20 protein-coding genes are annotated in these 23,300 nt (G+C 71.2%); 11 read left to right on the forward strand and 9 right to left on the reverse strand.

What is annotated here, in order from left to right; translation table 11 throughout:
• Nucleotides 1–178 precede the first annotated feature (178 nt).
• From hpnC to hpnH, 7 genes are read left to right on the forward strand one after another with little or no spacing between them, the layout of a single operon-like run.
• The gene (hpnC, locus tag QFW96_RS12955) at nucleotides 179–1,087 is read left to right on the forward strand and encodes a squalene synthase HpnC (RefSeq protein WP_281455855.1); all 909 of its coding nucleotides are present in this window, start codon (nucleotides 179–181) and stop codon (nucleotides 1,085–1,087) included.
• Entirely contained in the window at nucleotides 1,084–1,947 is an 864-nt protein-coding gene (gene hpnD / locus QFW96_RS12960; protein ID WP_281455856.1) for a presqualene diphosphate synthase HpnD, read from the forward strand. The genes hpnC and hpnD overlap by 4 nt, the downstream gene beginning before the upstream one ends.
• Entirely contained in the window at nucleotides 1,944–3,305 is a 1,362-nt protein-coding gene (gene hpnE / locus QFW96_RS12965; protein ID WP_281455857.1) for a hydroxysqualene dehydroxylase HpnE, read from the forward strand. Before hpnD ends, hpnE begins: the two co-directional genes overlap by 4 nt.
• A complete protein-coding gene (locus tag QFW96_RS12970) occupies nucleotides 3,302–4,309 on the forward strand; it encodes a polyprenyl synthetase family protein (RefSeq protein ID WP_281455858.1) in 1,008 nt (335 codons plus the stop codon). The genes hpnE and QFW96_RS12970 overlap by 4 nt, the downstream gene beginning before the upstream one ends.
• Nucleotides 4,306–6,246 (forward strand): squalene--hopene cyclase, encoded by a 1,941-nt coding sequence (shc, locus tag QFW96_RS12975; RefSeq protein ID WP_425524752.1) that lies wholly within the window; start codon nucleotides 4,306–4,308, stop codon nucleotides 6,244–6,246. The genes QFW96_RS12970 and shc overlap by 4 nt, the downstream gene beginning before the upstream one ends.
• Before the next feature lie 2 nt (nucleotides 6,247–6,248).
• Nucleotides 6,249–6,908, forward strand: a complete 660-nt coding sequence (locus tag QFW96_RS12980) for a 5'-methylthioadenosine/S-adenosylhomocysteine nucleosidase family protein (RefSeq protein WP_281455859.1) — start codon at nucleotides 6,249–6,251, stop codon at nucleotides 6,906–6,908.
• A 2-nt stretch (nucleotides 6,909–6,910) separates the two neighbouring features.
• Nucleotides 6,911–7,912, forward strand: coding sequence for an adenosyl-hopene transferase HpnH (gene hpnH / locus QFW96_RS12985; protein WP_281455860.1), 1,002 nt, complete (start codon nucleotides 6,911–6,913; stop codon nucleotides 7,910–7,912).
• Between the two features lie 384 nt (nucleotides 7,913–8,296).
• Here the strand turns inward: hpnH and chcC2 are convergent, their stop codons facing one another.
• From chcC2 to QFW96_RS13015, 6 genes are all read right to left on the reverse strand, one after another.
• The gene (gene chcC2, locus QFW96_RS12990) at nucleotides 8,297–10,009 is read right to left on the reverse strand and encodes a 4-oxocyclohex-2-ene-1-carboxylate 5-dehydrogenase (protein ID WP_281455861.1); all 1,713 of its coding nucleotides are present in this window, start codon (nucleotides 10,007–10,009) and stop codon (nucleotides 8,297–8,299) included.
• A 24-nt stretch (nucleotides 10,010–10,033) separates the two neighbouring features.
• On the reverse strand, nucleotides 10,034–10,807 hold the full coding sequence (locus QFW96_RS12995) for an SDR family NAD(P)-dependent oxidoreductase (protein ID WP_281455862.1): 774 nt from the start codon (nucleotides 10,805–10,807) through the stop codon (nucleotides 10,034–10,036).
• A gap of 37 nt (nucleotides 10,808–10,844) precedes the next feature.
• Nucleotides 10,845–12,098, reverse strand: coding sequence for a 4-hydroxybenzoate 3-monooxygenase (locus tag QFW96_RS13000; protein WP_281455863.1), 1,254 nt, complete (start codon nucleotides 12,096–12,098; stop codon nucleotides 10,845–10,847).
• Between the two features lie 127 nt (nucleotides 12,099–12,225).
• Complete coding sequence (locus QFW96_RS13005; RefSeq protein ID WP_281455864.1) at nucleotides 12,226–13,029, reverse strand: IclR family transcriptional regulator; 804 nt, start codon at nucleotides 13,027–13,029, stop codon at nucleotides 12,226–12,228.
• A 51-nt stretch (nucleotides 13,030–13,080) separates the two neighbouring features.
• Complete coding sequence (locus QFW96_RS13010; protein ID WP_281455865.1) at nucleotides 13,081–13,377, reverse strand: YciI family protein; 297 nt, start codon at nucleotides 13,375–13,377, stop codon at nucleotides 13,081–13,083.
• Nucleotides 13,378–13,412: 35 nt separating this feature from the next.
• Nucleotides 13,413–14,750: an MFS transporter gene (locus tag QFW96_RS13015; RefSeq protein ID WP_281455866.1), complete on the reverse strand. Its 1,338-nt coding sequence runs from the start codon at nucleotides 14,748–14,750 to the stop codon at nucleotides 13,413–13,415.
• A gap of 250 nt (nucleotides 14,751–15,000) precedes the next feature.
• On the opposite strand from QFW96_RS13015, the gene QFW96_RS30215 reads away from it, so the two are divergent.
• The 4 genes from QFW96_RS30215 to QFW96_RS13030 all read left to right on the forward strand — a co-directional run bounded on the left by QFW96_RS30215 (nucleotide 15,001) and on the right by QFW96_RS13030 (nucleotide 18,411).
• Nucleotides 15,001–15,237, forward strand: coding sequence for an FAD-binding protein (locus QFW96_RS30215; RefSeq protein WP_425524754.1), 237 nt, complete (start codon nucleotides 15,001–15,003; stop codon nucleotides 15,235–15,237).
• 128 nt (nucleotides 15,238–15,365) lie between these two features.
• Nucleotides 15,366–15,575 carry a hypothetical protein gene (locus QFW96_RS13020; protein WP_281455867.1) on the forward strand — a complete coding sequence of 70 codons (210 nt, stop codon included), beginning with the start codon at nucleotides 15,366–15,368 and terminating at the stop codon, nucleotides 15,573–15,575.
• 41 nt (nucleotides 15,576–15,616) lie between these two features.
• The gene (locus QFW96_RS13025) at nucleotides 15,617–16,354 is read left to right on the forward strand and encodes an IclR family transcriptional regulator (RefSeq protein WP_281455868.1); all 738 of its coding nucleotides are present in this window, start codon (nucleotides 15,617–15,619) and stop codon (nucleotides 16,352–16,354) included.
• 137 nt (nucleotides 16,355–16,491) lie between these two features.
• Nucleotides 16,492–18,411 carry an FAD-dependent monooxygenase gene (locus QFW96_RS13030; protein WP_281455869.1) on the forward strand — a complete coding sequence of 640 codons (1,920 nt, stop codon included), beginning with the start codon at nucleotides 16,492–16,494 and terminating at the stop codon, nucleotides 18,409–18,411.
• A 257-nt stretch (nucleotides 18,412–18,668) separates the two neighbouring features.
• Here QFW96_RS13030 and QFW96_RS13035 read toward each other — a convergent pair whose 3' ends face one another.
• From QFW96_RS13035 to QFW96_RS13045, 3 genes are read right to left on the reverse strand one after another with little or no spacing between them, the layout of a single operon-like run.
• Nucleotides 18,669–20,708: a bifunctional aldolase/short-chain dehydrogenase gene (locus QFW96_RS13035; protein ID WP_281455870.1), complete on the reverse strand. Its 2,040-nt coding sequence runs from the start codon at nucleotides 20,706–20,708 to the stop codon at nucleotides 18,669–18,671.
• A gap of 36 nt (nucleotides 20,709–20,744) precedes the next feature.
• Nucleotides 20,745–22,196 (reverse strand): xylulokinase, encoded by a 1,452-nt coding sequence (locus QFW96_RS13040; RefSeq protein WP_281455871.1) that lies wholly within the window; start codon nucleotides 22,194–22,196, stop codon nucleotides 20,745–20,747.
• A complete protein-coding gene (locus tag QFW96_RS13045; RefSeq protein ID WP_281455872.1) occupies nucleotides 22,196–23,254 on the reverse strand; it encodes an NAD(P)-dependent oxidoreductase in 1,059 nt (352 codons plus the stop codon). Before QFW96_RS13045 ends, QFW96_RS13040 begins: the two co-directional genes overlap by 1 nt.
• Nucleotides 23,255–23,300 lie beyond the last annotated feature (46 nt).

The following is a 23,300-nucleotide window of genomic DNA, read 5'->3' on the forward strand; positions in this document are numbered from 1 at the left end:
CCCCGGGATGTCCAATATGGAACCGGGGAGAAGGTGCTTGGTCGAACACCGGCGCGAATCACCGTGATTCACGGGTTTGCCAGTGGTTCGCGGGGGTTCCCGGTTCGCCCTGCGCTGCCGCAGGGGCGCTCATACGATGCCGGTTGCGCCTCCTGGCCGGTGGATAGGAGGAGGACCGATGGTCTTGTCGTTGCCGGACGAGACGCTGTCCGGTGAGGATCCCGAACACCCGGAGGGGTCAGGGCGTTCGGGCGAGTTCCCGCGCAGCGCCGCGGTGCTGGCGCGGATGCGTTCCGAGAACTTCCCGGTGGCCTCCCGCGTCCTGCCCCGGGGCGTGCGCAGGCACCTGCACGCGCTCTACGGCTACTTCCGGCTCGTCGACTACGCCGGTGACGAGGCGCCCGGCAACCGCGAGGCGCTGCTGGACTTCCTCGAACACGACCTCGAACGCGCCTACGCGGGTTCCGCGCGGCTGCCGCTCATGCGGGGGCTGCAGGAGACCGTCGCCGAGTGCGCGATCCCGGTGTCCACACTGGCCAAGCTGATCGAGGCCAACCGCCGCGACCAGCACGTCAAGCGCTACGCGGACTTCGCCGAGCTGCTGGACTACTGCGCGCTGTCGGCCAACCCGGTGGGGGAGTCGGTGCTGCACGTGTTCGGCCGCGCCGAGGAGGGGCTGATCGCGCTGTCCGACCGGGTCTGCACCGCCCTGCAGATCCTGGAGCACCTCCAAGATCTCGCCGAGGACCACCGGGCGGGCCGGATCTACGTGCCCGCCGAGGACCTCGCGCGCTACGGCTGCCAGGAGCTCGACCTGGCGGCTCCGCGCGCCTCCACCGCGCTGCGCGGGCTGGTGCGCTTCGAGGTCGAGCGCGCTCGCCGCATGCTGCGGGACGGCAGCGTGCTCGTCGGTGCCCTGTCGGGAACCGCGCGGGTGGCCGTGGCCGGCTACGTCGGTGGAGGGCTGGCCACGGTCGCCGCGTTCGCCGCGGCCGGACACGACCCGCTGGCCGCACCGGTCAGCCCGAGCAGGTCGCGCACCTTCGCCGAGTGGGCGCGACTGCACGCGATGGGAGGGACCCGGTGACGCAACCGACTCGGATCCGCGACGCCTACCTGGAGTGCGAGCGGATCACCCGCGCGCAGGCGCGCAACTTCTCCTACGGCATCCGGCTGCTGCCGGGCCCGAAGCGCCGCGCGCTGTCGGCGGTCTACGCCTTCGCCCGCCGCATCGACGACATCGGTGACGGGGAGCTGCCGCGCGAGGAGAAGCTGCGCGAGCTCAAGCAGTGCCGCGAAGCCGTGCACCAGGCCTCGATCGGCTCGACCGACCCCGTGCTGGCCGCGCTGGGCGACGCCGCGAGCCGGATGCCGCTGCCGCTGGAGGCGTTCGACGAGCTCATCGACGGCTGCGAGGCCGACGTGCGCGGCACGAGCTACGCGACCTTCGACGAGCTGCTGCACTACTGCCGCTGCGTGGCCGGGACGATCGGCAGGTTGTCGCTGGGCGTGTTCGGCACCGACGACCCCAGCACCGCCAGGGAGCGCGCCGACGCGCTCGGGGTGGCGCTGCAGCTGACCAACATCCTGCGCGACGTCCGGGAGGACCAGCTCAACGGGCGGGTCTACCTGCCCGCGGGCGATCTCGCGCACTTCGGCGTCCGGCTGGAGCCGGGTGGCGGTTTCGTCGAGGACACCACCCGCTGGAACCGGCTGGTGCGCTTCCAGGCCGCTCGCGCCGAACGCTGGTACACCGAGGGGTTCCGGCTGCTGCCGATGCTGGACCGGCGCTCGCGCGCCTGCTGCGCGTCGATGGCCGGGATCTACCACGAGCTGCTGGTGCGCATCGCCTCCAACCCGAACGCCGCGATGCGCGAGCGCACGTCGCTGACGGGGTGGCGCAAGGCCGGAGTGGCGGCCCGATCGCTGGCGGGGATGGCACCGTGAGCCGGGGGAGCGTCGTGGTCGTCGGTGGTGGTCTCGCCGGGATCACCGCCGCGCTGGAGTGCCGCGAGCGCGGCTACGCCGTGCAGCTGCTGGAGGCGCGTCCCAGGCTGGGTGGCGCCACCTACTCGTTCGCGCGCGGTGAGCTGCTCGTCGACACCGGCCAGCACGTGCTGCTGCGCTGCTACAGCGCCTACCTCGACCTGCTGCGCAGGATCGGCGCGGCCGACGGGGTGCGGATGCAGCAGCGCTTCGCGGTCCCGGTGCTCAGCCCCGGCGCCGCACCCGCGACGCTGCGGCGCTGGAACCTGCGCGCCCCGGCCCACCTCACCCCGGCGCTGCTGGGCTACCGGAAGCTGACCGTGCTGCAGCGGGCCCGGGTCGCGCGCACCGCGCTCGCGCTGCGCAAGCTCGACCCCGCTGATCCGGAGCTGGACGAGCAGAGCTTCGGGCAGTGGCTGCGGGACCGGGGCGAGACGCCGCGCGCGGTGGACGCGCTGTGGGGCCTGCTGGCGGTGGCCGCGCTCAACGCCGAACCGGAGAACGCCTCGATGGCCTTGGCCGCCAAGGTGTTCCGCACCGGAGTGCTCGACTCGGCGTCCGCCTGCGACATCGGCATCCCGCAGCGCCCGCTGTCGCAGCTGCACGGCGAGGCCGGGCTGCGGGCGCTGACGGCGGCGGGCGCGCAGGTGCGGCTGCGCTGCAAGGTGCGTGCGATCCGGCGCGGCCCCAACGGTTTTCAGATCCCCGTCGACGACCAGGCCGGGCAGGCGGAGCTGTCGGCGGACTCGGTGGTCGTGGCGACGCCGCACCCGGCCGCGGCCGGGCTGCTGGCCGACCTGCCGGTGCGCGGTGCGTGCGACTGGGAGCGGCTGTCGTCGGCACCGATCGTCAACGTCCACGCCCACTTCGACCGCCAGGTCACCGACCTGGAGATGGCCGCCGCGCTGGACTCGCCGGTGCAGTGGGTCTTCGACCGCACCCGCATCTCCGGGGCGCGCACCGGCCAGTACCTGGCGCTGTCGCAGTCGGCGGCCCAGCAGGAGCTCGGGATGCGCACCGAGGACCTGCGCGAGACCTTCCTGCCCGCGCTGCGGGACCTGTTCCCCGCCGCCCGGCAAGCGCAGCTGCTGGACTTCTTCGTCACCCGAGAACCCCACGCCACCTTCCGGCAGGCACCGGGCACCGCGTCGCTGCGGCCAGGGGCCCGCACCAACGTGCCGGGGCTGGTGCTGGCCGGGGCCTGGACCGCGACCGGCTGGCCGGACACCACCGAAGGCGCCGTGCGCAGCGGGATCAGCGCAGCCGAGGTGGTCGAGGACCGGCAGCGATCACCGCAGAGCGTGGAGGTGACGGCATGACCGCAGTCCTGCCCCTGGCGCTGCGCAGCGCCAAGGAATCGGTGGAACCCGCGCTGCGCTCGGCGGTGGCGCGTCTCGACGTCGACACCCGCCGCGTCGCCGAGTACCACTTCGGCTGGAGCGACGCCCAGGGCGCGCCCACCGACGCCGGGGGCAAGGCGCTGCGCCCGGCTCTGGCGCTGGCCGCCAGCGAAATCGCCTGCGGCGACCCGGAATCCGGCGTCGCCGGTGCCGCGGCGGTGGAGCTGGTGCACAACTTCTCGCTGCTGCACGACGACCTGATGGACGGCGACACCTCGCGCAGGCACCGGCCCACCGCCTGGACCGTGTTCGGCTCCTCGCCGGCGATCCTGGCCGGTGACGCGCTGCTGGCGGTCGCACCCGAGGTGCTGCTGGAATCCGCCGCGCCGCACGCCTCGGTGGCGGTGCGGTCGCTGTCGGCGACCACCCGGGTGCTCATCGCCGGGCAGGCCGCCGACCTCGACTTCGAGAGCCGCACCGACGTCGACCTCACCGAGTGCTTGAGCATGGCGCACGACAAGACCGCCGCGCTGCTGGCCTGCGCCTGCTCCATCGGGCCGCTGAGCGCGGGCGCGCCGCGCGGGAAGGTGCGCGCGCTGCACGGCTACGGCACCGAGCTGGGGATGGCGTTCCAGCTCGTCGACGACCTGCTGGGCCTCTGGGGAGACCCGGAGGTCACCGGCAAGCCGGTCCTGTCGGACCTGCGCACCCGCAAGAAGTCGGTCCCGGTGGTGCACGCCCTGACCTCCGGCACCGCAGCGGGCGAGCGGCTATCGGAGCTCTACGAGCAGTCCGAGCCGCTCACCGAGGAGCAGTTGCACGAAGCCGCCGAGATGGTGCGCCGCGCCGGTTCCGAGGACTGGACGCGACGGGAGTGCCGGCGTCGGCTGGAGCGCGCGGAGGCGGCGCTGGAAGCCGGATCGCTGGGCGACACCGCGGCACTGGGAGAGCTCGCCGAATTCATCGTACGGAGGAAGCTTTGACCGATCAGCTGCAACAGTCCGCGCGATCCGCCGCCACGGCGGTGGAGATCCCCAGCCAGGGCGCGGCGCGCGCCGACGCGCGGATGGCCGCGCTGGCCGCCCGGGACCACCTGCTGTCGTTGCAAAGCCCGGAGGGCTGGTGGAAGGGCGAGCTGCAGACCAACGTGACGATGGACGTCGAGGACCTGCTGCTGCGGCAGTTCCTCGGCATCCGGACCGACGCCGAGACCGAGCAGGCGGCCCGCTGGATCCGGTCGCAGCAGCGCGAGGACGGCACCTGGGCGACGTTCCACGGCGGTCCCGGCGACCTGTCGACCACGGTCGAGGCCTACACCGCGCTCAAGCTAGCCGGCGACGACGTCGAGGCCGCGCACATGCGGCTCGCGCGCGAGTGGGTCCTGGCGCACGGCGGGCTGGAGGAGACCCGGGTGTTCACCCGGATCTGGCTGGCGCTGTTCGGCGAGTGGTCCTGGGACGACCTGCCGGCCATGCCGCCCGAGGTGGTGCTGCTGCCGAAGTGGTGCCCGCTCAACGTCTCCGACTGGGCCTGCTGGGCGCGGCAGACCGTGGTGCCGCTGACCGTGGTGTGCACCCTGCGGCCGCGTCGCGACCTGGGCATCACCGTCCGCGAGCTGCGCTCCGGGCGACCGGCCTCGGCGCCGCGCCGCGAGTGGTCCTGGGCCTACGGCTTCCACAGCCTCGACCGCGTCCTGCACCGCTACCACCGGCGGCCGGTGAAGTCGCTGCGGCGGCACGCGATGCTGCGCGCCGCCGAGTGGATCGTGGCCCGCCAGGAGGCCGACGGCTCGTGGGGCGGTATCCAGCCGCCGTGGGTGTACTCGATCCTCGCGCTGCACCTGCTCGGCTACCCGATGAACCACCCGGTGATCGCGAAGGGGCTAGGCGGGCTGGAGCGGTTCCTCATCCGCGAGCAGACCCCGGAGGGCACGGTGCGCAGGCTGGAGGCCTGCCAGTCGCCGGTGTGGGACACGGTGCTGGGCGTGCAGGCGCTGCACGACGCCGGGGTGCCCGGCGATCACCCGTCGCTGCGGCGCGCGGCGGACTTCCTGCTGGCCGAGGAGATCCGGGTCAAGGGCGACTGGGCCGTGCAGCGGCCCGAGCTGCCCGCGGGCGGGGGCTGGGCCTTCGAGTTCGACAACGACGGCTACCCCGACATCGACGACACCGCGGAGGTGCTGCTGGCGCTCAACCGCGTCGACCACCCCGATCCCGACGCGGTGCGCGGTGCGATCGAGCGCGGCTTGCGGTGGCTGCGCGGCATGCGCTCGAAGGACGGCGGCTGGGCCGCCTTCGACGCCGACAACACGCGGCAGCTGGTCCGCAAGCTGCCGTTCTGCGACTTCGGCGAGGTCATCGACCCGCCATCGGCGGACGTCACCGCGCACGTCGTGGAGGCGCTGGCGGTGCTCGGCGAGGACGACGAGGTGCTGCGCGGCGGCGTGAAGTGGTTGCTGGCCAACCAGGAGCGGGACGGGTCGTGGTTCGGGCGGTGGGGCGCCAACCACGTCTACGGCACCGGCGCCGTCGTGCCCGCCCTGGTCGCGGCCGGGGTCGATCACCACCACCGGGCGCTGCGCGACGCCGCGCGGTGGCTGGAGCAGCACCAGAACACCGACGGCGGCTGGGGCGAGGACCTGCGCTCCTACGACGATCCGCAGTGGATCGGGCGCGGCACCTCCACCGCTTCGCAGACCGGCTGGGCGCTGATGGCGCTGCTGGCGATGAACCGGCACGACAGCGACGCCGTGCGCCGCGGCATCGGCTACCTGGCCCGGAGCCAGCGGGCCGACGGCGGCTGGGACGAACCGCAGTTCACCGGGACCGGGTTCCCCGGCGACTTCTACATCAACTACCACCTGTACCGGGTGATCTTCCCGCTGACCGCGCTCGGGCGCTACCTGCGGGACGGGGAGTGAACATGTCGACGAGGATGCTGATCTGCGCCCCGATGCGGCTGGAGGCCAGCGCGCTGCGCTCGGCCGCCGGGAACTCCGCGTCCGGCCAGGAAACCATGCGCACCACCGGGCTCGGGGCCGACTCGGTGACGGTGCGCCGCACCGGCTACGGCCCGAGCCGCAGCGCGCGCAGCGCGGTCCGGCTGCTGGCCGCCGACTTCGACGTCCTGGTGGTGGCCGGGCTCGCCGGTGGGCTGTCGCCCGACGTGCGCAGCGGCGACGTGATCGTCGCCGACGAGCTGCGCGGTCATCGCGAGGTGCTGCGCTGCCAGGCCTCTGATTCGCTGGCCGCCGAACTCGTGCGCAGCGGGTTCCCGGTGCGCTGCGGGCCGATCGTGACCACCGACGCGCTGGTCCACGGCCAGCGCCGCGCGGACCTGGCGGCCACGGGCGCGCTGGCCGTGGACCTGGAGTCGGCGGTGCTGGCGCAGGCCGCCGGGCACCGCCCGCTGGCGGTGGTGCGCGTCGTGGTCGACACCCCGCAGCACCCGCTGCTGCGGCCGGGCACCGTCCGCCGGGCGATGTCCGGGCTGGCGCGGCTGCACGCCGTGGGCTCGTGCCTGCGGCGGTGGGGCCGCCACATCCCGCCGGAAGTGCGCACCACCTGCGAGGAGGCGTTGTAGTCATGGGCATTCCCGTGCGCCAGGCGGTCCGCGTCGGCGCGTACCTGTTGAAGCAGAAGCTGGCGCGGCGCGAGAAGTTCGCGCTCACCCTGGAGCTGGAGCCGCTGTTCGCCTGCAACCTGGCCTGCGCCGGGTGCGGCAAGATCCAGCACCCGGCCAACGTGCTCAAGCAGCGGATGCCGGTCGAGCAGGCGCTGGCCGCGGTCGAGGAGTGCGGCGCCCCGGTGGTCTCGATCGCCGGGGGCGAACCGCTGATGCATCCCGAGATCGACGTGCTGGTGCGGGAGCTGGTCAAGCGCAAGAAGTTCGTCTACCTGTGCACCAACGCGCTGCTGATGCCGCGCAAGATCGACGAGTTCGAGCCCTCGCCGTACTTCTCCTTCGCGGTGCACATCGACGGGTTGGAGGAGCGCCACGACGCCTCGGTGTGCAAGAAGGGCGTGTTCGCGCAGGCCGTGGACAACGTGAAGGACGCGCAGCGGCGCGGTTTCCGGGTGACCACGAACTCCACGTTCTTCACCACCGACACGCCGCAGTCGGTCATCGAGGTGCTGGACTTCCTCAACAACGAGCTCCAGGTCGACAAGATGATGCTCTCGCCGGCCTACGCCTACGACAAGGCGCCGGACCAGGAGCACTTCCTCGGCGTGACCGAGACCCGCGAGCTGTTCAAGAAGGTCTTCGCCGACGGGCGGCGCAAGCGGTGGCGCTTCAACCACTCGCCGCTGTTCCTGGACTTCCTGGAGGGCAAGGTCGACTTCGACTGCACGGCGTGGGCGATCCCGTCGTACTCGCTCTACGGCTGGCAGCGGCCCTGCTACCTGATGGACGACGGCTACGCCCGCACCTACCGCGAGTTGCTGGAGGACACCGACTGGCAGGCGTACGGCCGGGGCAACGATCCGCGCTGCGCCAACTGCATGGCCCACTGCGGCTACGAGCCCACCTCGGTGCTGGCCACCCTCGGCTCGCTGCGAGAGTCGCTGCGCGCCTTGCGGAGCTGACCCGCACAGCGCAGCGTCCTCACCTCCGCTCGAGCACCGTGTGGCCGTGCCGCTGATCGCGGGCAGCGGACAGTTTTAGTCCAAATCACCCATGATCAATATCCGTTTTGCCCGGACAGTTTGGACTAAAACTGTCCACTGAGCGTGCAGGTAACCACCCGCAGCACCGCGGGTTTCATGACCGTTTCGACGACGATCGCGCAACACACACCATAAGGCCTGGCGGCAGGCCGTTGATCAGTACACTCGGGCCCAATGGTCGTGCACCAGGCCGACGTGTGTGCCCGATGCCGACCTTTCGGCGTTGGCTGCGCGCATCAACCATGTACGTCCGCGCGTTCAGCCCGCTGCTCACCCGCTGCGGGCTGAACGCACGGACTCGGGCTACACCGTCTGCGAGGTGTGGGAGCGTTGAGCGGCGTGGGCGGCGATGTCGCGGCCGACCTGGTATCCGAAGACCATCGCGGGGCCGATGTTGGCGCCGTAGCCGGGGTATCCGCCTCCGAAGACGCTGACCGCTGCGGTGCCCACGGCGTAGAGGCCGGGGACCGCATTGCCGGAAGCGGTCCGGACCTCGTTGCGGTCGTTGACGGAGAGCCCGGCGTAGGTGCCCAAATCGCCCATCTGGATCCGCACCGCGTAGTAGGGCGCGGTGTCGATGGGTGCGAGATTCGGGTTGGGTTCGTGCTCCATGTCGCCCTTGAAGTGGTGGAACCAGTTGGAGCCCCGGTCGAACCGGCTGTCGGTGCCCTTGGTCGCGTCGGCGTTGAACTCGGCCAGCGTGCGTTCGAGGTTGTCACCGGGAACGCCGATGCGGTCCGCCAGCTCCTGCACGGAACGGGCTTCGACGAGGTAGCCGACCTTCTTGTAGTACCAGGTGGGCAGCGGCCACGGCTTGGCGTAGCCGATCCCGTACCGGCGCATGGCCTTGCGGTCGCTGATGATCCAGGCGGTCGTGTCCCGTTCGCCGGCGCTGTCGCGGAGCATCTCGACGCCGAAGTCGTGGTAGGAGTACGACTCGTTGGCGAAGCGGTGACCGCGGCGGTTCACCGCGATCAGGCCCGGCAAGCCGAACGCCCTGAGGTGCGGGAAGACGCGTTGCCGGCCGCGCAGGTTCCGCCAGACGGTGACCGGGCCCCACGCAGCGGGTTGGTGGGGTGAGGAGTCGATGACGCCACCGTGGTCCTTGGCGAGGAAGTAACTGTCCCCTTGGTGCCCGACGGTGGGGGTGACGTGGTTGTCGCCGCGAAGATCGTGCCCGAAGTGCCGGCTGCGGAGGGTCTCGCTGCCCGAGAAGCCGCCTGCGGCGATGACCACGCCGCACCGCGCGTGCACGGCGGCGGCGCGGGCGCCGGACAGCACCGCACCGGTGACGGTGCCGTTGTCGTCCTTGAGCACCTCGGTGACGCGCGTGTTCGTCCACATGGGAATGTTCATCTCGCCTGCGCTGGCGATCAGCCGGGTCATCAGCGCGTTGCCGTTGGTGCGCGTGAGCGCCCGCCGCAGCAGGAGGCGTTCCAGCCAGGTCTTGATCAGCCGCCGCTGGACGTAGCCGAATGCGCGCAGGGAGCGGTTGGCCTTGAGGAACGTGGCGATGTCCGGCCCGATCTCGGGCATGTAGCCGAAGACGGTGTAGGTGTAGAGGTACGGCTGCACCCGAAGCCGGTGCTCCTTGAGCATCCGGGCGTCGGCCTTCTTCACCGTCAGCGCGCGACCGGACTTGCGCGCACCCGGCGTGTCCATCTGGTAGTCGGGCGCCATCTCCGGGTAGTGGAACTCGACGCGGGTGTTGTTCTCGAAGAACTCCAGCGCCTCCGGGACGAGGTCCAGGAAGCGGCTCACCGCCGCGGCGTCGTAGGAATCCCCGGCGAGGGCCTTGATGTAGGTCTCGGCCTCCTCGCGGCTGTCGCCTTCGGACAGTCCTTGGCGGTTCCCGGGAACCCACAGCCAACCGCCCGAGATCGCCGTGGTGCCGCCGAGGTGAGGTTCCTTGTCGACGACGAGGACGTCGAGGCCCTGCCTCTTGGCCGCCAGCGCGGCCGAGATCCCGGCGGCCCCGGAACCCACGACCAGGACGTCGCAGTCGATGGTGCTCATGTTCAGCCTTTCGTCGCGCGGTTTTCAGTGGGCGGTGTAGCCGCCGTCGATGACGAGCTCGGTCCCGGTGGTGAACGAGGACTCGTCGGAAGCCAGGTACAGCACGCCGTACGCGATCTCCTCGGGCTCGCCCTGGCGGGCGATGGGATTGCCTGCGACGAGCCGGCGGTAGTACTCCTCGGGGCCGAGCAGGCTCCGCTCGGCGGATGAACTGCTCATCCGGGTGCGCATCGATCCCGGGTGGATGGAGTTCACCCGGATGCCGTGCGGCCCGTAGGTGACGGCGTCGGCCTTGGACAGCAACCGCACGGCCCCTTTGGACGCGTGGTAGAGCGGGACGTTGGAGCCTCCGGTGAGGCCGTGGATCGACGAGAAGTTGATGATGCTGCCGCGTCCGGACCGGATCATGTGCGGCACGACCTGCTTGGTCATCAACCACGTCCCCTTGACGTTGACGCCGAAGACCGCGTCGAACTCGTCCTCCGTGGATTGGTGTGAGGGCGCGGGCCTGCCGAGAATCCCGGCCGCGTTGACCAGGATGTCGGGGCCGCCGAGTGCGGAGACGATCTCGGCCACGACTCGTTCGACCTCGACGGCGTCGGTGAGGTCGAGCTGCCAGTCGCTGACCGAGCCGGATTCCCACGGCTGTGCCGGCGTCGCCCGGTCGAGGTTGGCGACCGTGGCGCCGTGGGCGGCGAGCAGGCGGACGACGGCCGCACCGAGGTCGCCGCTACCGCCGGTCACGATCGCGACCTTGCCCGCGACGCGGCCCACGAGAGGGTCTTTGGTTGGGTTCATGCGCTGATCTCCTGTTGCGTGCTGCGGTGCCGGCTGGTCAAGGTCGACGTCCGGCGGTCAGCCGCAGCGCTTCGCTGACGACGGACCGCGGGTTGGTGTGCGCGATCGGGTGGCCGGTGTAGCCCTCGGCCAGCAGGGCGCGGCCTGCAGCTGAACCGGTGATCTGGTCGAGCTCGGCGAGCTGGCGGTGGCGGTCGAAGTCACCGGTGTCCGGAGCGAGGTGCAGCATCGAGGTCATCCACCAGGAGAAGTGCTGGGCTCGCCAGACCCGCTGCGCGGCGGTGCGGCCGTATCCCTCCAGCAGGTCCGCGTGCCCGGTGCCGAAGAACCTCTCCAGAGCCTGGGCCAGGACCACGGCGTCCGAGATCGCCAGGTTGAGCCCCTTGGCGCCGGTCGGCGGCACCGTGTGCGCGGCGTCACCGGCGAGGAAGAGCCGTCCGTGCTGCATCGGATCGCAGACGTAGCTGCGCATGGGGATGACGCCGCGCTGAAAGATGGTTCCCTCGTTGAGCGGGGAACCGCTTCCCGCCACCCTGGATTGGAGTTCGTCCCAGATCTGGTTGTCGCTCCAGGAATCGGCGTCCTCCGTGGGATCGCACTGGAAGTACATCCGCTGCACGGCGGGGGTGCGCGAACTGATCAGCGCGAACCCGCGAGCGGAGTGGGCGTAGATCAGTTCTTTCGAACTCGGTGGAGCCTCGGCCAGGATCCCGAACCACCCGTGCGGGTAGGCGCGGAAGTGGTCGGTCCGCCGGCTGTCCGGGATGGACCACTTGGCGGTTCCCTGCGCTCCGTCGCAGCCCGCGATGAGATCGCAGTGCAGTTCGGCGGGACGGCCGTCGGCGTCGGTGAAGTGGATGACGGGCTCGGTGCCGGTCACGCCGTGCAGCGACACCTCCGAGGTGCTGAACCGGATGTCGCCGTCGGCGGCGAGCCGGGCGGCGATCAGATCGCGGAGCACCTCGTGCTGCGGGTACAGGTGGACGGACCTGCCCGCCGATGACGCGAGGTCCACGCGGTGCGACTCGCCGCCGAACCGGATCTCGATGCCGTCGTGGCGGGAACCCGTGTCCAGCAACCGGTTTCCGACGCCGGTGGACACCATCACGTCCACGGTCCCCTGTTCCAGGATGCCCGCCCGGATGGTGGCTTCGATGTCCTCCCGCGTTCGGGTCTCGATCACCACGGATTCGATCCCCGCCAGCGAGAGCAGGTGCGAGAGCATCAGTCCGGCCGGACCGGCACCGACGATGCCGACCTGGGTGCGGGCGTGCGTGCGTTGTGCGGTCATGTTGTCCCGTTCTTCTTCAGGGGAGTTCGCGATTCACCGGAGCCGGTGCGGTGAGGCGGGTGCCGACCGTCCGCTCTGGGCAAGAGCGTGCGGTGCGGGAGCGCCGGTGCGGGAGCACCGATGCCATTCAGCGGGAAGGTTTCGGTCCGCGGGTGCGGATCGTCTCCTCGGAAGGAAGCAGCGCACCGAGAGCGCGGGAGATCCCGCGCGCGGTCGCCAGCAGCACCGGTGCGTGCGCCCGGGGGTTCGGGTCGCCGGCGGGGATGACGATGGACAGCGCCGCGACGACTTCGCCGTGCTCGTTGCGGATCGGGGCGGCGAGTCCCGTGGCACCCAGCGTGATCATCTGGCGGGCCACCACGAACCCCTCCTGCCGCACCTGCGCCAGCACGCGCCGGAGCTCGGCGGGGTCGGTGACGGTCTGGTCGGTGTAGCGCGGCAAGGACTGCGCCAGCACTTCCTCCTGCAGCTCGCGCGGGCTGAACGCGAGCAGCACCAGACCGGCCGAGGTGGCGTGGATGGGCAGCCGCCCGGCGATCCGCGCGACGTTGGCGACCGCGTCGCCCCGGGCGGACAGGCGTTCCAGGTACAGCACGTCGGTGCCTTCCAGGATGCCCACCTGGGTGTGCTGCCGGACCACGGCCTGCAGGTCCTCCATGAACGGCATGGCGACCTGGCGCAGGTCCTGCGCCCGGGAGGACCGGGAGGCGACCTCCCAGAGCTGGTGGCCCATCCGCACCCTCCCGTCCTCGGCCCGGTCGAGGGCACCGAGCTCGACCAGCTCGGTGACCAGGCGGTGCGCTGTGGTGACGGGCAGGTCCGCGCGCCGCGCGATCTCCGACACGGTCAGCGTCGGGGAACTCGCGGTGAACGACCGCAGGATCCGCATCGCTCGGGTGAGGACCGACTCACCAGCCGCTGACCTGGCCATGAGCACCATCATCAGTCGACGGTTGCGAGGGCACCAGTCCGTGCGCCCGGCTCACGCGAGCTCCCCGGCGAGTCGGCCCAGCACGGGTACCCACTCCTGGGCGGTCACCTCGGCGACCAGCCCGTGGCGGCGGAACGGGTCGTCCTCGGTGCACGCGACGGCCTCGTCCCGCGAGCTCGCCCTGATCAGCAGCAACGCGCCCGCCGGGTCCTGCGGCCCGAACGGGCCCGAGCACATGTTGATGCCACGGGTGCCGAGGTCGGACAGGAACTCCTTGTGCGCCGGGCGGTGCCGGTCGCGCCCTGCGGTGTCGTCGGTGTAGCGGTAGGTGACGGCGTAGACGGCCATGTTCCAGCGATTCCTTCCTGCGTGCGGGCAACGGGTTACCGGCGGTGCGGCGACTTCCCGAGGTCGTCGAGCGGCACGTCGTGGGTCTCGCGGGCGCTGAGCACCGCCAGGGCCGAGACGACGGCGCAGGCGCTGGCGAACGAGGCCACCGGGATCCACCCCGTTTCGCCACCGCCCTTGATCGCGAAACCGACCGTCGGCGCGAAGCCGGCGAGCAGGAGCCCCACCTGGCTGGAGATCGCGAAGCCCGAGTAGCGCACCCGCGCGGCGAAGGTCTCGGCGAAGAACGCGGGCCACAGCCCGTTCATGCCGGAGTAAGCCAGACCGGCGAAGGCCAGCGCCGTCACGAAGATCAGCGGCACGCTGCCGGTCGAAACGGCCCAGAAGTAGACCCACACGAGAACACCGCACCCCAGCGAGGACGCGATCCACACCGGGCGGCGACCCACCCGGTCGGACAGCGCGGCCGCGGCCGGGACAGCGACCACGGCCAGCGCGTTCGCGAACACCGACGCCCACAGCATCGTCGGCTTGTCCAGACCGACCTCGCGGGAGGTGGCGTAGGCGAGGCCGAAGACCATGAAGATCGTCTGCAGCATCGCGAACAGCGAGGCCACCGCGATCCGGACCACGTCGCGCCACTGGGTGCGGAACAGGGTGGCGAGGGGGAGAGGCGCCAGCTCGTCCTGGGCGGCCTCCGATTCGAAGACCGGCGTCTCGTCCAGGTTGCGGCGCACCGCGTAGGCGATGAGGATCATCACGATGCTCAGCAGGAACGGCATCCGCCAGCCCCAGCTCAGCAGCTGCTCCTCCGGGAGCGCGGCCACCGGGATGAACACGAGGTTGGCCAGCACGATCCCGCCCATCGTGCCCGACATCGTGAAGCTGGTGAAGAACCCGCGGTGCCCTTCCGGGGAGTGCTCCAGCGTCAGCGTGCTCGCACCGGCGGCTTCTCCGCCGGCGGAGAAGCCCTGTCCGAGTCGGACCAGCACGAGCAGGGCCGGGGCGAGCAGGCCCGCCTGCTGGTAGGTCGGCAGCAGCCCGACCGCCAGGCTGGAGGTCCCCATCAGCAGCAGCGTGAAGATCATGATCTTCTTGCGGCCCACCCGGTCCCCGAAGTGCCCGAGCACGACGCCCCCGAGGGGACGTGCCACGTAGCCGGCGCCGAACGTGGCCAGCGCGGCGATCGTGCCGACCGCCGGGTCGTCCGACGGGAAGAACAGCACCGGGAACACCAAGGCCGCTGCGGAACCGTAGATGAAGAAGTCGTAGTACTCGAGCATGCTGCCGAGAAACGCTGCGAGCGCCGCCTTGCGGCCGTCCCGCATCCCGCTCTTCTTCCCGGCCCGCCACCTCGTCGTGGTCGGGGTCATGAATCCCTCCGGATGTCGCACCGAACAAGTTCGCCACATCGCGCGCTGTGAGGGATGAGTCTGCGATTCAGCTGAGCGGGCCAACACACGCATCCCGCTGAATGGCAAAGCTCTTCGAGCTCCATGCCTGGTGCGCCTCGCGTGATGCGCGCGGGCACGCACCAGGGTTGCCGACCCGGGTTGCCCAGGGCTCGTCTCGGCGCGGCGGGTCCCAGGCCGCAACACTGCTCAAGGGGCACATCGATGCGGGATACCTGCACGCCGGACGCACGATTCGAGAGCTCGCCACCGTTATCGGCGTCGATCGGGGCGCACCAACGCCGATGCGCAGGTGCTGGACGCATCAGGCGAACCGGTCCCCGGTCTCTACGCCTGCGGAAATGACGCCAACTCGATCACAGCGTCGGAATACCCGGGGGCCGGCTGCCAGGTAGGAGCGGGCCTGACGTTCGGTTACCTCGCGGCACGCCACGCTGCCCACCGGTAACGGGCAGTGGCAGCACCGCCAAGCCGCTGAGCCGGTGGCAGCTGGCCGCCGCCGAGCGCCTGCCGAGCCTGAAGGCCATCTTCGTCAGCGGCGGGCATTTCGACGAGACCACCTACCACGGCGGCATCATGCGGTTCCTGCCTCGTGCCGCCCGGGAAGGCCGCGGCCGGGACTCCGGCTGGGCCTTCACCGACCGCGTCAAGTCGAGGATGCTGGAGACCTGCACGTCCGAGGAGCTCGGAACGGCGCGTGGCCGAACGACTCGCCGACCCAGGCCGCACAAGATCTACCGCGACGCCCGGCACCCGTCCCGGCTGCTTCTCCCGCACACCGCGTGAGTATTCTGCACAGCAGAATTCGTTGCTCGGGAAGGGTCGAGATGAAGCAGCCTCCGGCGTACGCGATCGCCAGCGTCGATCACGCGTTGCGGCTGGCGACGATCCTGCAGCTCGAAGGCAGCCTCAGCGTCGCCGACGCCGCCGAGCGGCTGGGCGTGGCGCGCTCGACCGCGCACCGGCTGCTCGCGATGCTCGTCTACCGGGACTTCGCGGTCCAGGACGACACCCGGCTCTACCGCGCGGGACCGGTGCTGGAGCTGGCCTCGCACTCGCAATCGGCGGTGTCCCGGTTGCGGCAGGTGGCGCTGCCGCACCTGCGGGGCCTCGTCGACGCGCTGGGTGAGACGGTCAACCTGACCGTGCGCACCGGCGGCACAGCCCGGTTCATCGCCTGCGTCGAGTGCGACCAGGCGCTCCGGGTCGGTTCGCGCGAGGGCATGGTCTTCCCCGCGCACGAGACCACCGCGGGCCTGCTGCTGCTCGCCGACCTCACCGACGCCGAGCTCGACTCCCTGCACGCCGACGCCGAGGCCCCCGCGATGGACGAGCTGCACCGGGAGCTGGCGAAGGTGCGCCGCAACGGGTTCGCGCTCAACCAGGGCCGATCGGAGCGCGGAGTCGTGGCCGTCGGAGTCCCCGTGCGCTCCGCCGACGGCACGGCGATCGCGGGCGTGTCGGTGTCGATGCCCAGCGTGCGCTACGACCGGCGGCGCCTGCGCCCGATCGTCGCGATCCTGTCCGCGGCCGCGGCCGCGTTGCAGCACGACCTCGACGGCTGATTCTGCACACCAGAACTCCCTTCACCTCGGCGCGCACCGGCCGCAGGCTGGGATGCGCTGTTCGGTGGTCACCCGCTGCGCTCGGCGGACCATCGGCGGCTGGCCCGCACGGGTTCGAGCGAAGAGGAGTCAGACCAGTGCAGTTCTACCTCGACGGCTACAAGCCCGGAGACCCGTTCGTCGACGAGCCGCACCCGTCGGTGGCCGAACGCCCGGAAGGGCTGCCGGAGGAAGCCGACGTCGTGATCATCGGCTGCGGCCCGGCCGGACTGGTACTGGCCGCTCAGCTCGCCCGGTTCCCGCAGCTGCGCACGGTGATCGTGGACCGGCGGGACGGGCCGCTGGAGGTCGGTCAGGCCGACGGCGTCGCCTGCCGGACCGTGGAGATGTTCGAGGCGTTCGGGTTGGCCGACCAGCTCGTCCACGAGGGCTACCAGGTCAACGAGGTGACCTTCTGGCGACCGGACCCCGAGCGCAGCGGCTCGATCGTGCGCACCGGGCGCATCGACGACGTCGAGGAGGGCATCTCCGAGATGCCCCACATGATCGTCAACCAGGCCCGGATGCTGGCCTACCTGCGCGAGAACATGCTGTGCTCGGCGTCGCGCGCGGAACCGCACTACGGCCTGCACGCCACCGACGTCCGGGTCGGGACCGGCGAGCACCCGGTGACGGTAACTCTGCAGCACGTCGAGAACTTCGAGCCGACCGGTGAGACCTCGACGATCCGCGCGAAGTACGTGGTCGGCTGCGACGGGTCGCGCAGCGGCACCCGCGAGGCCATCGGACTGCGCCTGGAAGGCGATGCGACCAACAGCTCGTGGGGCGTGCTGGACGTCCTGGCGGTCACCGACTTCCCGGACATCCGGCTGAAGTCGGCGATCCACTCCGAGCACGGCAGCATCCTGATCATCCCGCGCGAGGGCGGTTATCTGGTGCGGCTCTACATCGAGCTCGACAACGACCGCGACGCCGAGATGCTGCGCGACCGCAGCGCCACCCCGGAGAAGCTGACCGCGGTGGCCAACCGCATCCTGCACCCGTACTCGATCGACGTGAAGCACGTCGGCTGGTGGGCGGTCTACGAGATCGGGCAGCGCCTCTGCTCCCGCTTCGACGACGCCGACGACGAGCGCGGACCCCGGGTGTTCATCGCGGGCGACGCCTGCCACACCCACAGCGCCAAAGCCGGCCAGGGCATGAACGTCTCGATGGCCGACGCCTGGAACCTCGGGTGGAAGCTCGGCACCGTGCTCAACGGCACCGCGCGACCCGAGCTGCTGCGCACCTACTCCGAAGAGCGGCAGACGGTCGCCCAGCAGCTCATCGACTTCGACCGCGAGTTCGCGGCCCTGTTCAGCGCCCGCTCCGACGAGGACGGCGGCCCGGACCCGGAGCGCTTCCAGGACTACTTCCGCCGGCAGGGCCGGTTCACCGCCGGAGTCGCCGTCCAGTACGAACCCTCACTGCTCACCGCGACGCCAGAGCACCAGCACTTGGCGAGGGGCTTCCCGCTGGGAATGCGGTTCCACTCGGCCCCGGTGATCCGGCTGGCCGACGCAAAACCCGTGCATCTCGGGCACGCGGCGAGGGCCGACGGCGCATGGCGCCTCTACGCCTTCGCCGACCGAGCGCACCCCGGCAGCTCCCACTCCAGGCTGCGCGACCTGGCCGCTTTCCTGGAGCCGACCATCGCGCGGTTCACCCCACCCGGTGCCGACCCCGACTCGGTGATCGACGTCCGGGCGGTGCTCCAGCAGGGACATCGCGACATCACCGTCGAAGACCTGCCGCCGATCTTCCTGCCCCACAAGGGAGCATTTGACCTCGTCGACTACGAGAAGGCCTTCTGCGCCGACCCGACCAGCGACATCTTCGATCTGCGGGGCCTGGACCGGGATCGCGGAGCGCTCGTGGTGGTGCGGCCGGATCAGCACGTCGCCCACGTCCTCCCGCTCGGATTCCACGACGAGCTCGCCGATTTCCTCCGCAACGTGTTGGTGGAGTGCGGACCGAGACCAACGCCCTGGACACCTACGACCTCGAGTTCTGGCTAACTCAGCAGGACGCTGCGCGAGGCACGGGCTCCGCTTGATGCCGACCGGAGTCGAATTGCTCCACCTGTCGGAGTCCGCCGCCGGACCGGCTTGGCACCCTGGTCTGCATCGGGCCGCGGATCACCTGGAGCGATCCCGACGACGGCCGGATGTTCCGCAGCGGATTCTTCCTCTACCTGCCCGTCACCGCCCCGCACCGTGCGATCGGGGACGGCTGCGGGGCCGGAGTTTCGGCCCCGCAGCAGGTTGGGGTTGGTTCAGCGCAGGAACGCGCCGACGACACCGGAATCGACGGGCACGTGCAGTCCGGTGGTGCGAGTCAGTTCGCCCCCGGTGAGGGCGAACACCGCGGCGGCGATGTGCTCGGGCAGCACTTCGCGCTTGAGCAGGGTGCGCTGCGCGTAGAACGCACCGAGGTCCTCCTCGGCGACGCCGTACACGGCGGCGCGCTGTGCGCCCCAGCCTCCGGCGAAGATGCCCGAGCCGCGCACCACGCCGTCGGGGTTGACGCCGTTGACCCGGATTCCGTGCTCGCCCAGTTCGGCGGCCAGCAGCCGCACCTGGTGGGCCTGGTCGGCCTTGGTCGCGCCGTAGGCGACGTTGTTCGGGCCCGCGAACACCGAGTTCTTCGAGGAGATGTAGACGATGTCACCGCCCATCGTCTGGTCGATCATGGCGCGCACGGCCGCCTGGGAGACCAGGAACGAGCCCTTGGCCATGACGTCGTGCTGGAGGTCCCAGTCCTGCTCGGTGGTGTCCAGCAGCGGCTTGGAGATCGACAGGCCCGCGTTGTTGACCACCAGGTCGATCCCGCCGAAGGCCAACGCGGTCGCGTCCACAGCGGACTGCACCGCGTCCCGGTCGGTGACGTTGGCGGTGACCGCGATCGCCTTGTCGCTGCCGCCGATTCCGGCCGCGACCTCGGCTGCGGCGTCGGCGTTGAGGTCGGCCACCGCCACGCAGGCACCCTCGGCGGCGAGCCGCTCGGCGATGGCCCTGCCGATGCCCGAGCCCGCGCCGGTCACCAGCGCGATGCGCCCGGCCAGCGGCTTGGGCGCGGGCATGCGCCGCAGCTTCGCTTCTTCCAGCGCCCAGTATTCGATGCGGAACTTCTCGCTTTCGGGGATCGGCGCGTAGGTGGACAGCGCTTCAGCGCCGCGCATGACGTTGATGGCGTTGACGTAGAACTCGCCGGCGACGCGCGCGGTCTGCTTGTCCTTGCCGAAGGAGAACATGCCCACACCCGGAACGAGCACGATCGCGGGGTCCGCTCCGCGCATCGGCGGGCTGTCCGGGGTGGCGTGCCGCTCGTAGTAGGCGGCGTAGTCCTGCCGGTACTCGGTGTGCAGTTCCTTGAGCCTCGCCACGACGTCGGCCAGCGGCGCGGTGGCGGGCAGGTCCACCACCAGTGGCCGGACCTTGGTGCGCAGGAAGTGGTCCGGGCACGAGGTGCCGAGAGCGGCGAGTTCGCCGAGCTTCTCGCGGGAGAGGAACTCCAGCACCGCCTCCTCGTCGTTGTAGTGCCCGATCTGGTGCTGGTCGGTCGAGGCCAAGCCGCGGACGACCGGGGCCAGCGCGGCGGCCCGGGCGTGCCGCTCGGTTTCCGGCAACGGTTCGTGGCCGGCCACGACCGCGCCGAAGGGCTCCGGTTCGCCGTGCTCAGCGATGTGGGCCGCTGCGGTGTCGATGATCCAGCGGGAGTTCTTCTCGGCCTCCTCGGAGGTCTCACCCCACGCGGTGATCCCGTGACCGCCCAGGATGCAGCCCTTGGCCTGCGGGTTCGCCGCCTTGATCGCGGCGATGTCCAGGCCGAGCTGGAAACCGGGACGACGCCAGGGCACCCAGACCACCTGGTCGCCGAAGATCGTCGCGGTGAGCGCTGCACCGTCAGCGGCGGTGGCGATCGCGATGCCGCTGTCGGGGTGCAGGTGGTCGACATGTCGGGCGTCGACGAGACCGTGCATGGCGGTGTCGATCGACGGCGCGGCCCCGCCCTTGCCGTGCAGGCAGTAGTCGAACGCGGCGACCATCTCGTCCTCGCGCTCAACACCGGGGTAGACGTCGCAAAGGGCGCGCATCCGGTCCAGGCGCAGCACCGCGAGCCCGCTCTCGGTCAAGGTGCCGAGATCGCCCCCGGAACCCTTCACCCACAGCAGCTCGACCTCCCGGCCGGTGACCGGGTCGATCGCAGCGCCTTTGGTGGAGGTGTTGCCTCCCGCGTAGTTGGTGGTCGTGGGATCGGCACCCAACCGGTGCGACCGCGCCAGCAGATCTTCGACAGCGGTGTGCTCAGACACTCGAGAACTCCTCGGAGTAATGGGAAATGCGTGTTTTCAAGGCGTTTCGATCGCCCGCGAACGGTTGAGCTCGCGAACCCGGCCGAAGTGCGCCCGGCGGTGCTCGTAGCGCTCGTGCAGCTCGGCGTCGGGGGTGAACTCGTGCTCGATGTCGGCCGCGAACTGCTTGAGCTCGCCGACGTCGTGAACGCCGATGGCCAGACCGGCGAGGTAGGAGGCGCCCTGCGCTGCCCCGTGGCCGCCCCGAGGGCGGAGCACGGGGACGCCGAGGGCATCGGCTTTGATCTGCAGCCACGCCGTCGACGCCGAACCGCCGCCGGTGCTGAGCAACCGGTCCACGGCGAACCCGCGGGCACGCAGCTCCGCGACGTCATCGGCCAGCGCCAGGGCGTTGCCTTCGAGCACGCTGAGCATGAGCTCGACACCGTCGGCGGAGAGATCGATGCCGTCGATGATCCCCCGGGCGCGCGGGTTCCAGGTGGGCGTGCGCTCGCCGGCGAAGCTGGGCACGGTCGTCAGCCGCGAGGGGCGGGAGCGGGCCAGCAACGCGTTGGAGTCCCGCAGGTCCTGCCCGGCGATGCGGTTGACCCAGTCCACCGTCGCTCCGGCGGTCACCTGGGCCGTGATGAGCAGGTCCACGCCGGGAACGCAGTGCCGCTCGTGGATGAAGCCCGGAACGTGCGTGCCCGCGGGAACGGCCAGCATGGTGGCGCTGGAGAACCCGGTCATCTCCACCAGCGGCCCACCGACGTCGACGATCCCGGCTTCCAGGGCCGATCCGACCGAGTCGACCCCGCCGGCGACGACCGGAGCGCCTGCGGGGATCCCGGTCTCCGCTGCGGCCTGGTCGGTCACGGTGCCGATCACGTCGGTCGTGGCCACGATCGGCGGCAGCAGTTCGACGCCCAGCCCGCGCCCGAACAGCCGTTCGTCGAACGCGTTCGCCGACTCGTCGAAGCTCTGCATCAGCGACGCCGAGGAGTCGTCGAGGGCGGCGCGGCCGGTCAGGCGGCCGGTGATGTAGCCGTTGGCCGAGACGACGTGGGCGGCGCGCGCGGCGACCTCCGGCCGGTTGCGCAGCAGCCACGGCAGCTTGGCGGTGCCGAAGAACGGGTCCGGCCCGTTGCGGTGGCCGGGCGCGATCTGCTCGATCTCGGCGGCCTCGGCGACGGCCTGCCGGTCCAGCCAGGTCAGGGCCGCGCCGACCTCCCGGCCGCGGTCGTCCACCGGTACCAGGGTCGGCGACTGGCTGGTCACCGCCACGGCCAGCACCCGGGCGTCCGCCACGACCTCACCGGCGACGGAGGTGATCGCACTCCACCAGCTGCCGGAGTCCTGGTCGGAACCGCGCCCGTCGGAGTCGACCTGGGTGTCGTAGCGCGCCGTCGCCGACCGCACCAGGCGGCCTTCGCGGTCGGTTGCCACGACCTTGACGCCGCTGGTGCCGACGTCGATGCCGAGCAGGATCTCGGCTCGCTCCGATGCCATCACGCCCCCGCCTTCGGTCCGACCGGGTGCAGCGCCGGCTGCGCGTCGAGGTGGCGGCGCAGCTCTTCGGCCACCCCGGCGGCGGCCCGCCGCGCGGTCTCCCGGCTGGCGCCCGCGACGTGCGGGGCCAGCACCACGTTGGCTCCTCGATCGGCCAGGTCCAGCAGGCGCAAGGACATGTCGACAGGTTCGGTCGGGAACACGTCGACCGCCACTCCGCCCAGGTGGCCTGCGGCGAGCGCGTCGGCGAGGGCGGCGTAGTCCACGAGTCCGCCGCGCGCGGCGTTGACGACGATCGCGCCGGGGCGCATCAGCGCGATCCGCTTGGCGTTGACCACTTGCTCGGTCTCCGGGGTCAGCCGGGCGTGCACCGACAGCACGTCGCTGGTCGAGAACAGCTCGTCCAGGTCGGTGCAGCGCCGGGCCTCCGGCGCGGCCCCGTCGGGCAGGTACGGGTCGTAGACGACGACGTCGGCGCCCATCGCGGCCACGCTGCGGGCCAGGTGCTGGCCGACGGCCCCGGCGCCCAGCAGGCCGACGGTGGATCCCGCGATCTCGCGCCCCACCTCGTCGTGGCGGTAGAAGTCCCCGCGCCACTCCCGGCGCAGCAGGCTCCCGTGCAGGATCGGCAACCTCCGCAGCGCGCCCAGCAGCAGCGCCAGCGTCATCTCGGCGGTGGCGATGCTGTTGCGCCCCGGCACGTTGACCACCCGCACGCCCCGCGCCGCGGCGGCGTCCAGGTTGATGTTGACCGGCCCGCCGCGACCCACTCCGACGAACTCCAGCTCCGGCACCGCTTCCAGGACCCGCTCGGTGACCGGCGCCAGCTGGGTGACCAGCCCGCGATGCCCGCGCAATGCCGCGATCAGCTCGTCCTCGCTGCCCGAGGCCTCGTCGACTTCGCCGACGGCGCCGAACGGTTCGTCCGGCCACCGCAGTTCCAGCTCCGCGACGGTGGCCCGGGGGCCGAGGCGGTCGGCGATCTCGTCGCGGAAGACCCCGGGCTGGATGAATCGATCTCCGGCTGCGAGGACGGAGAAGGGTGGACGGGAGGGCATGGGGGTCCTTTCTTCAGGAGCGGCTCCGAGTGGTGGTGCCGGGAAG

This window comes from Saccharopolyspora ipomoeae (assembly GCF_029952525.1).
In the GTDB taxonomy this organism is placed as follows: Bacteria; Actinomycetota; Actinomycetes; order Mycobacteriales; family Pseudonocardiaceae; genus Saccharopolyspora; species Saccharopolyspora ipomoeae.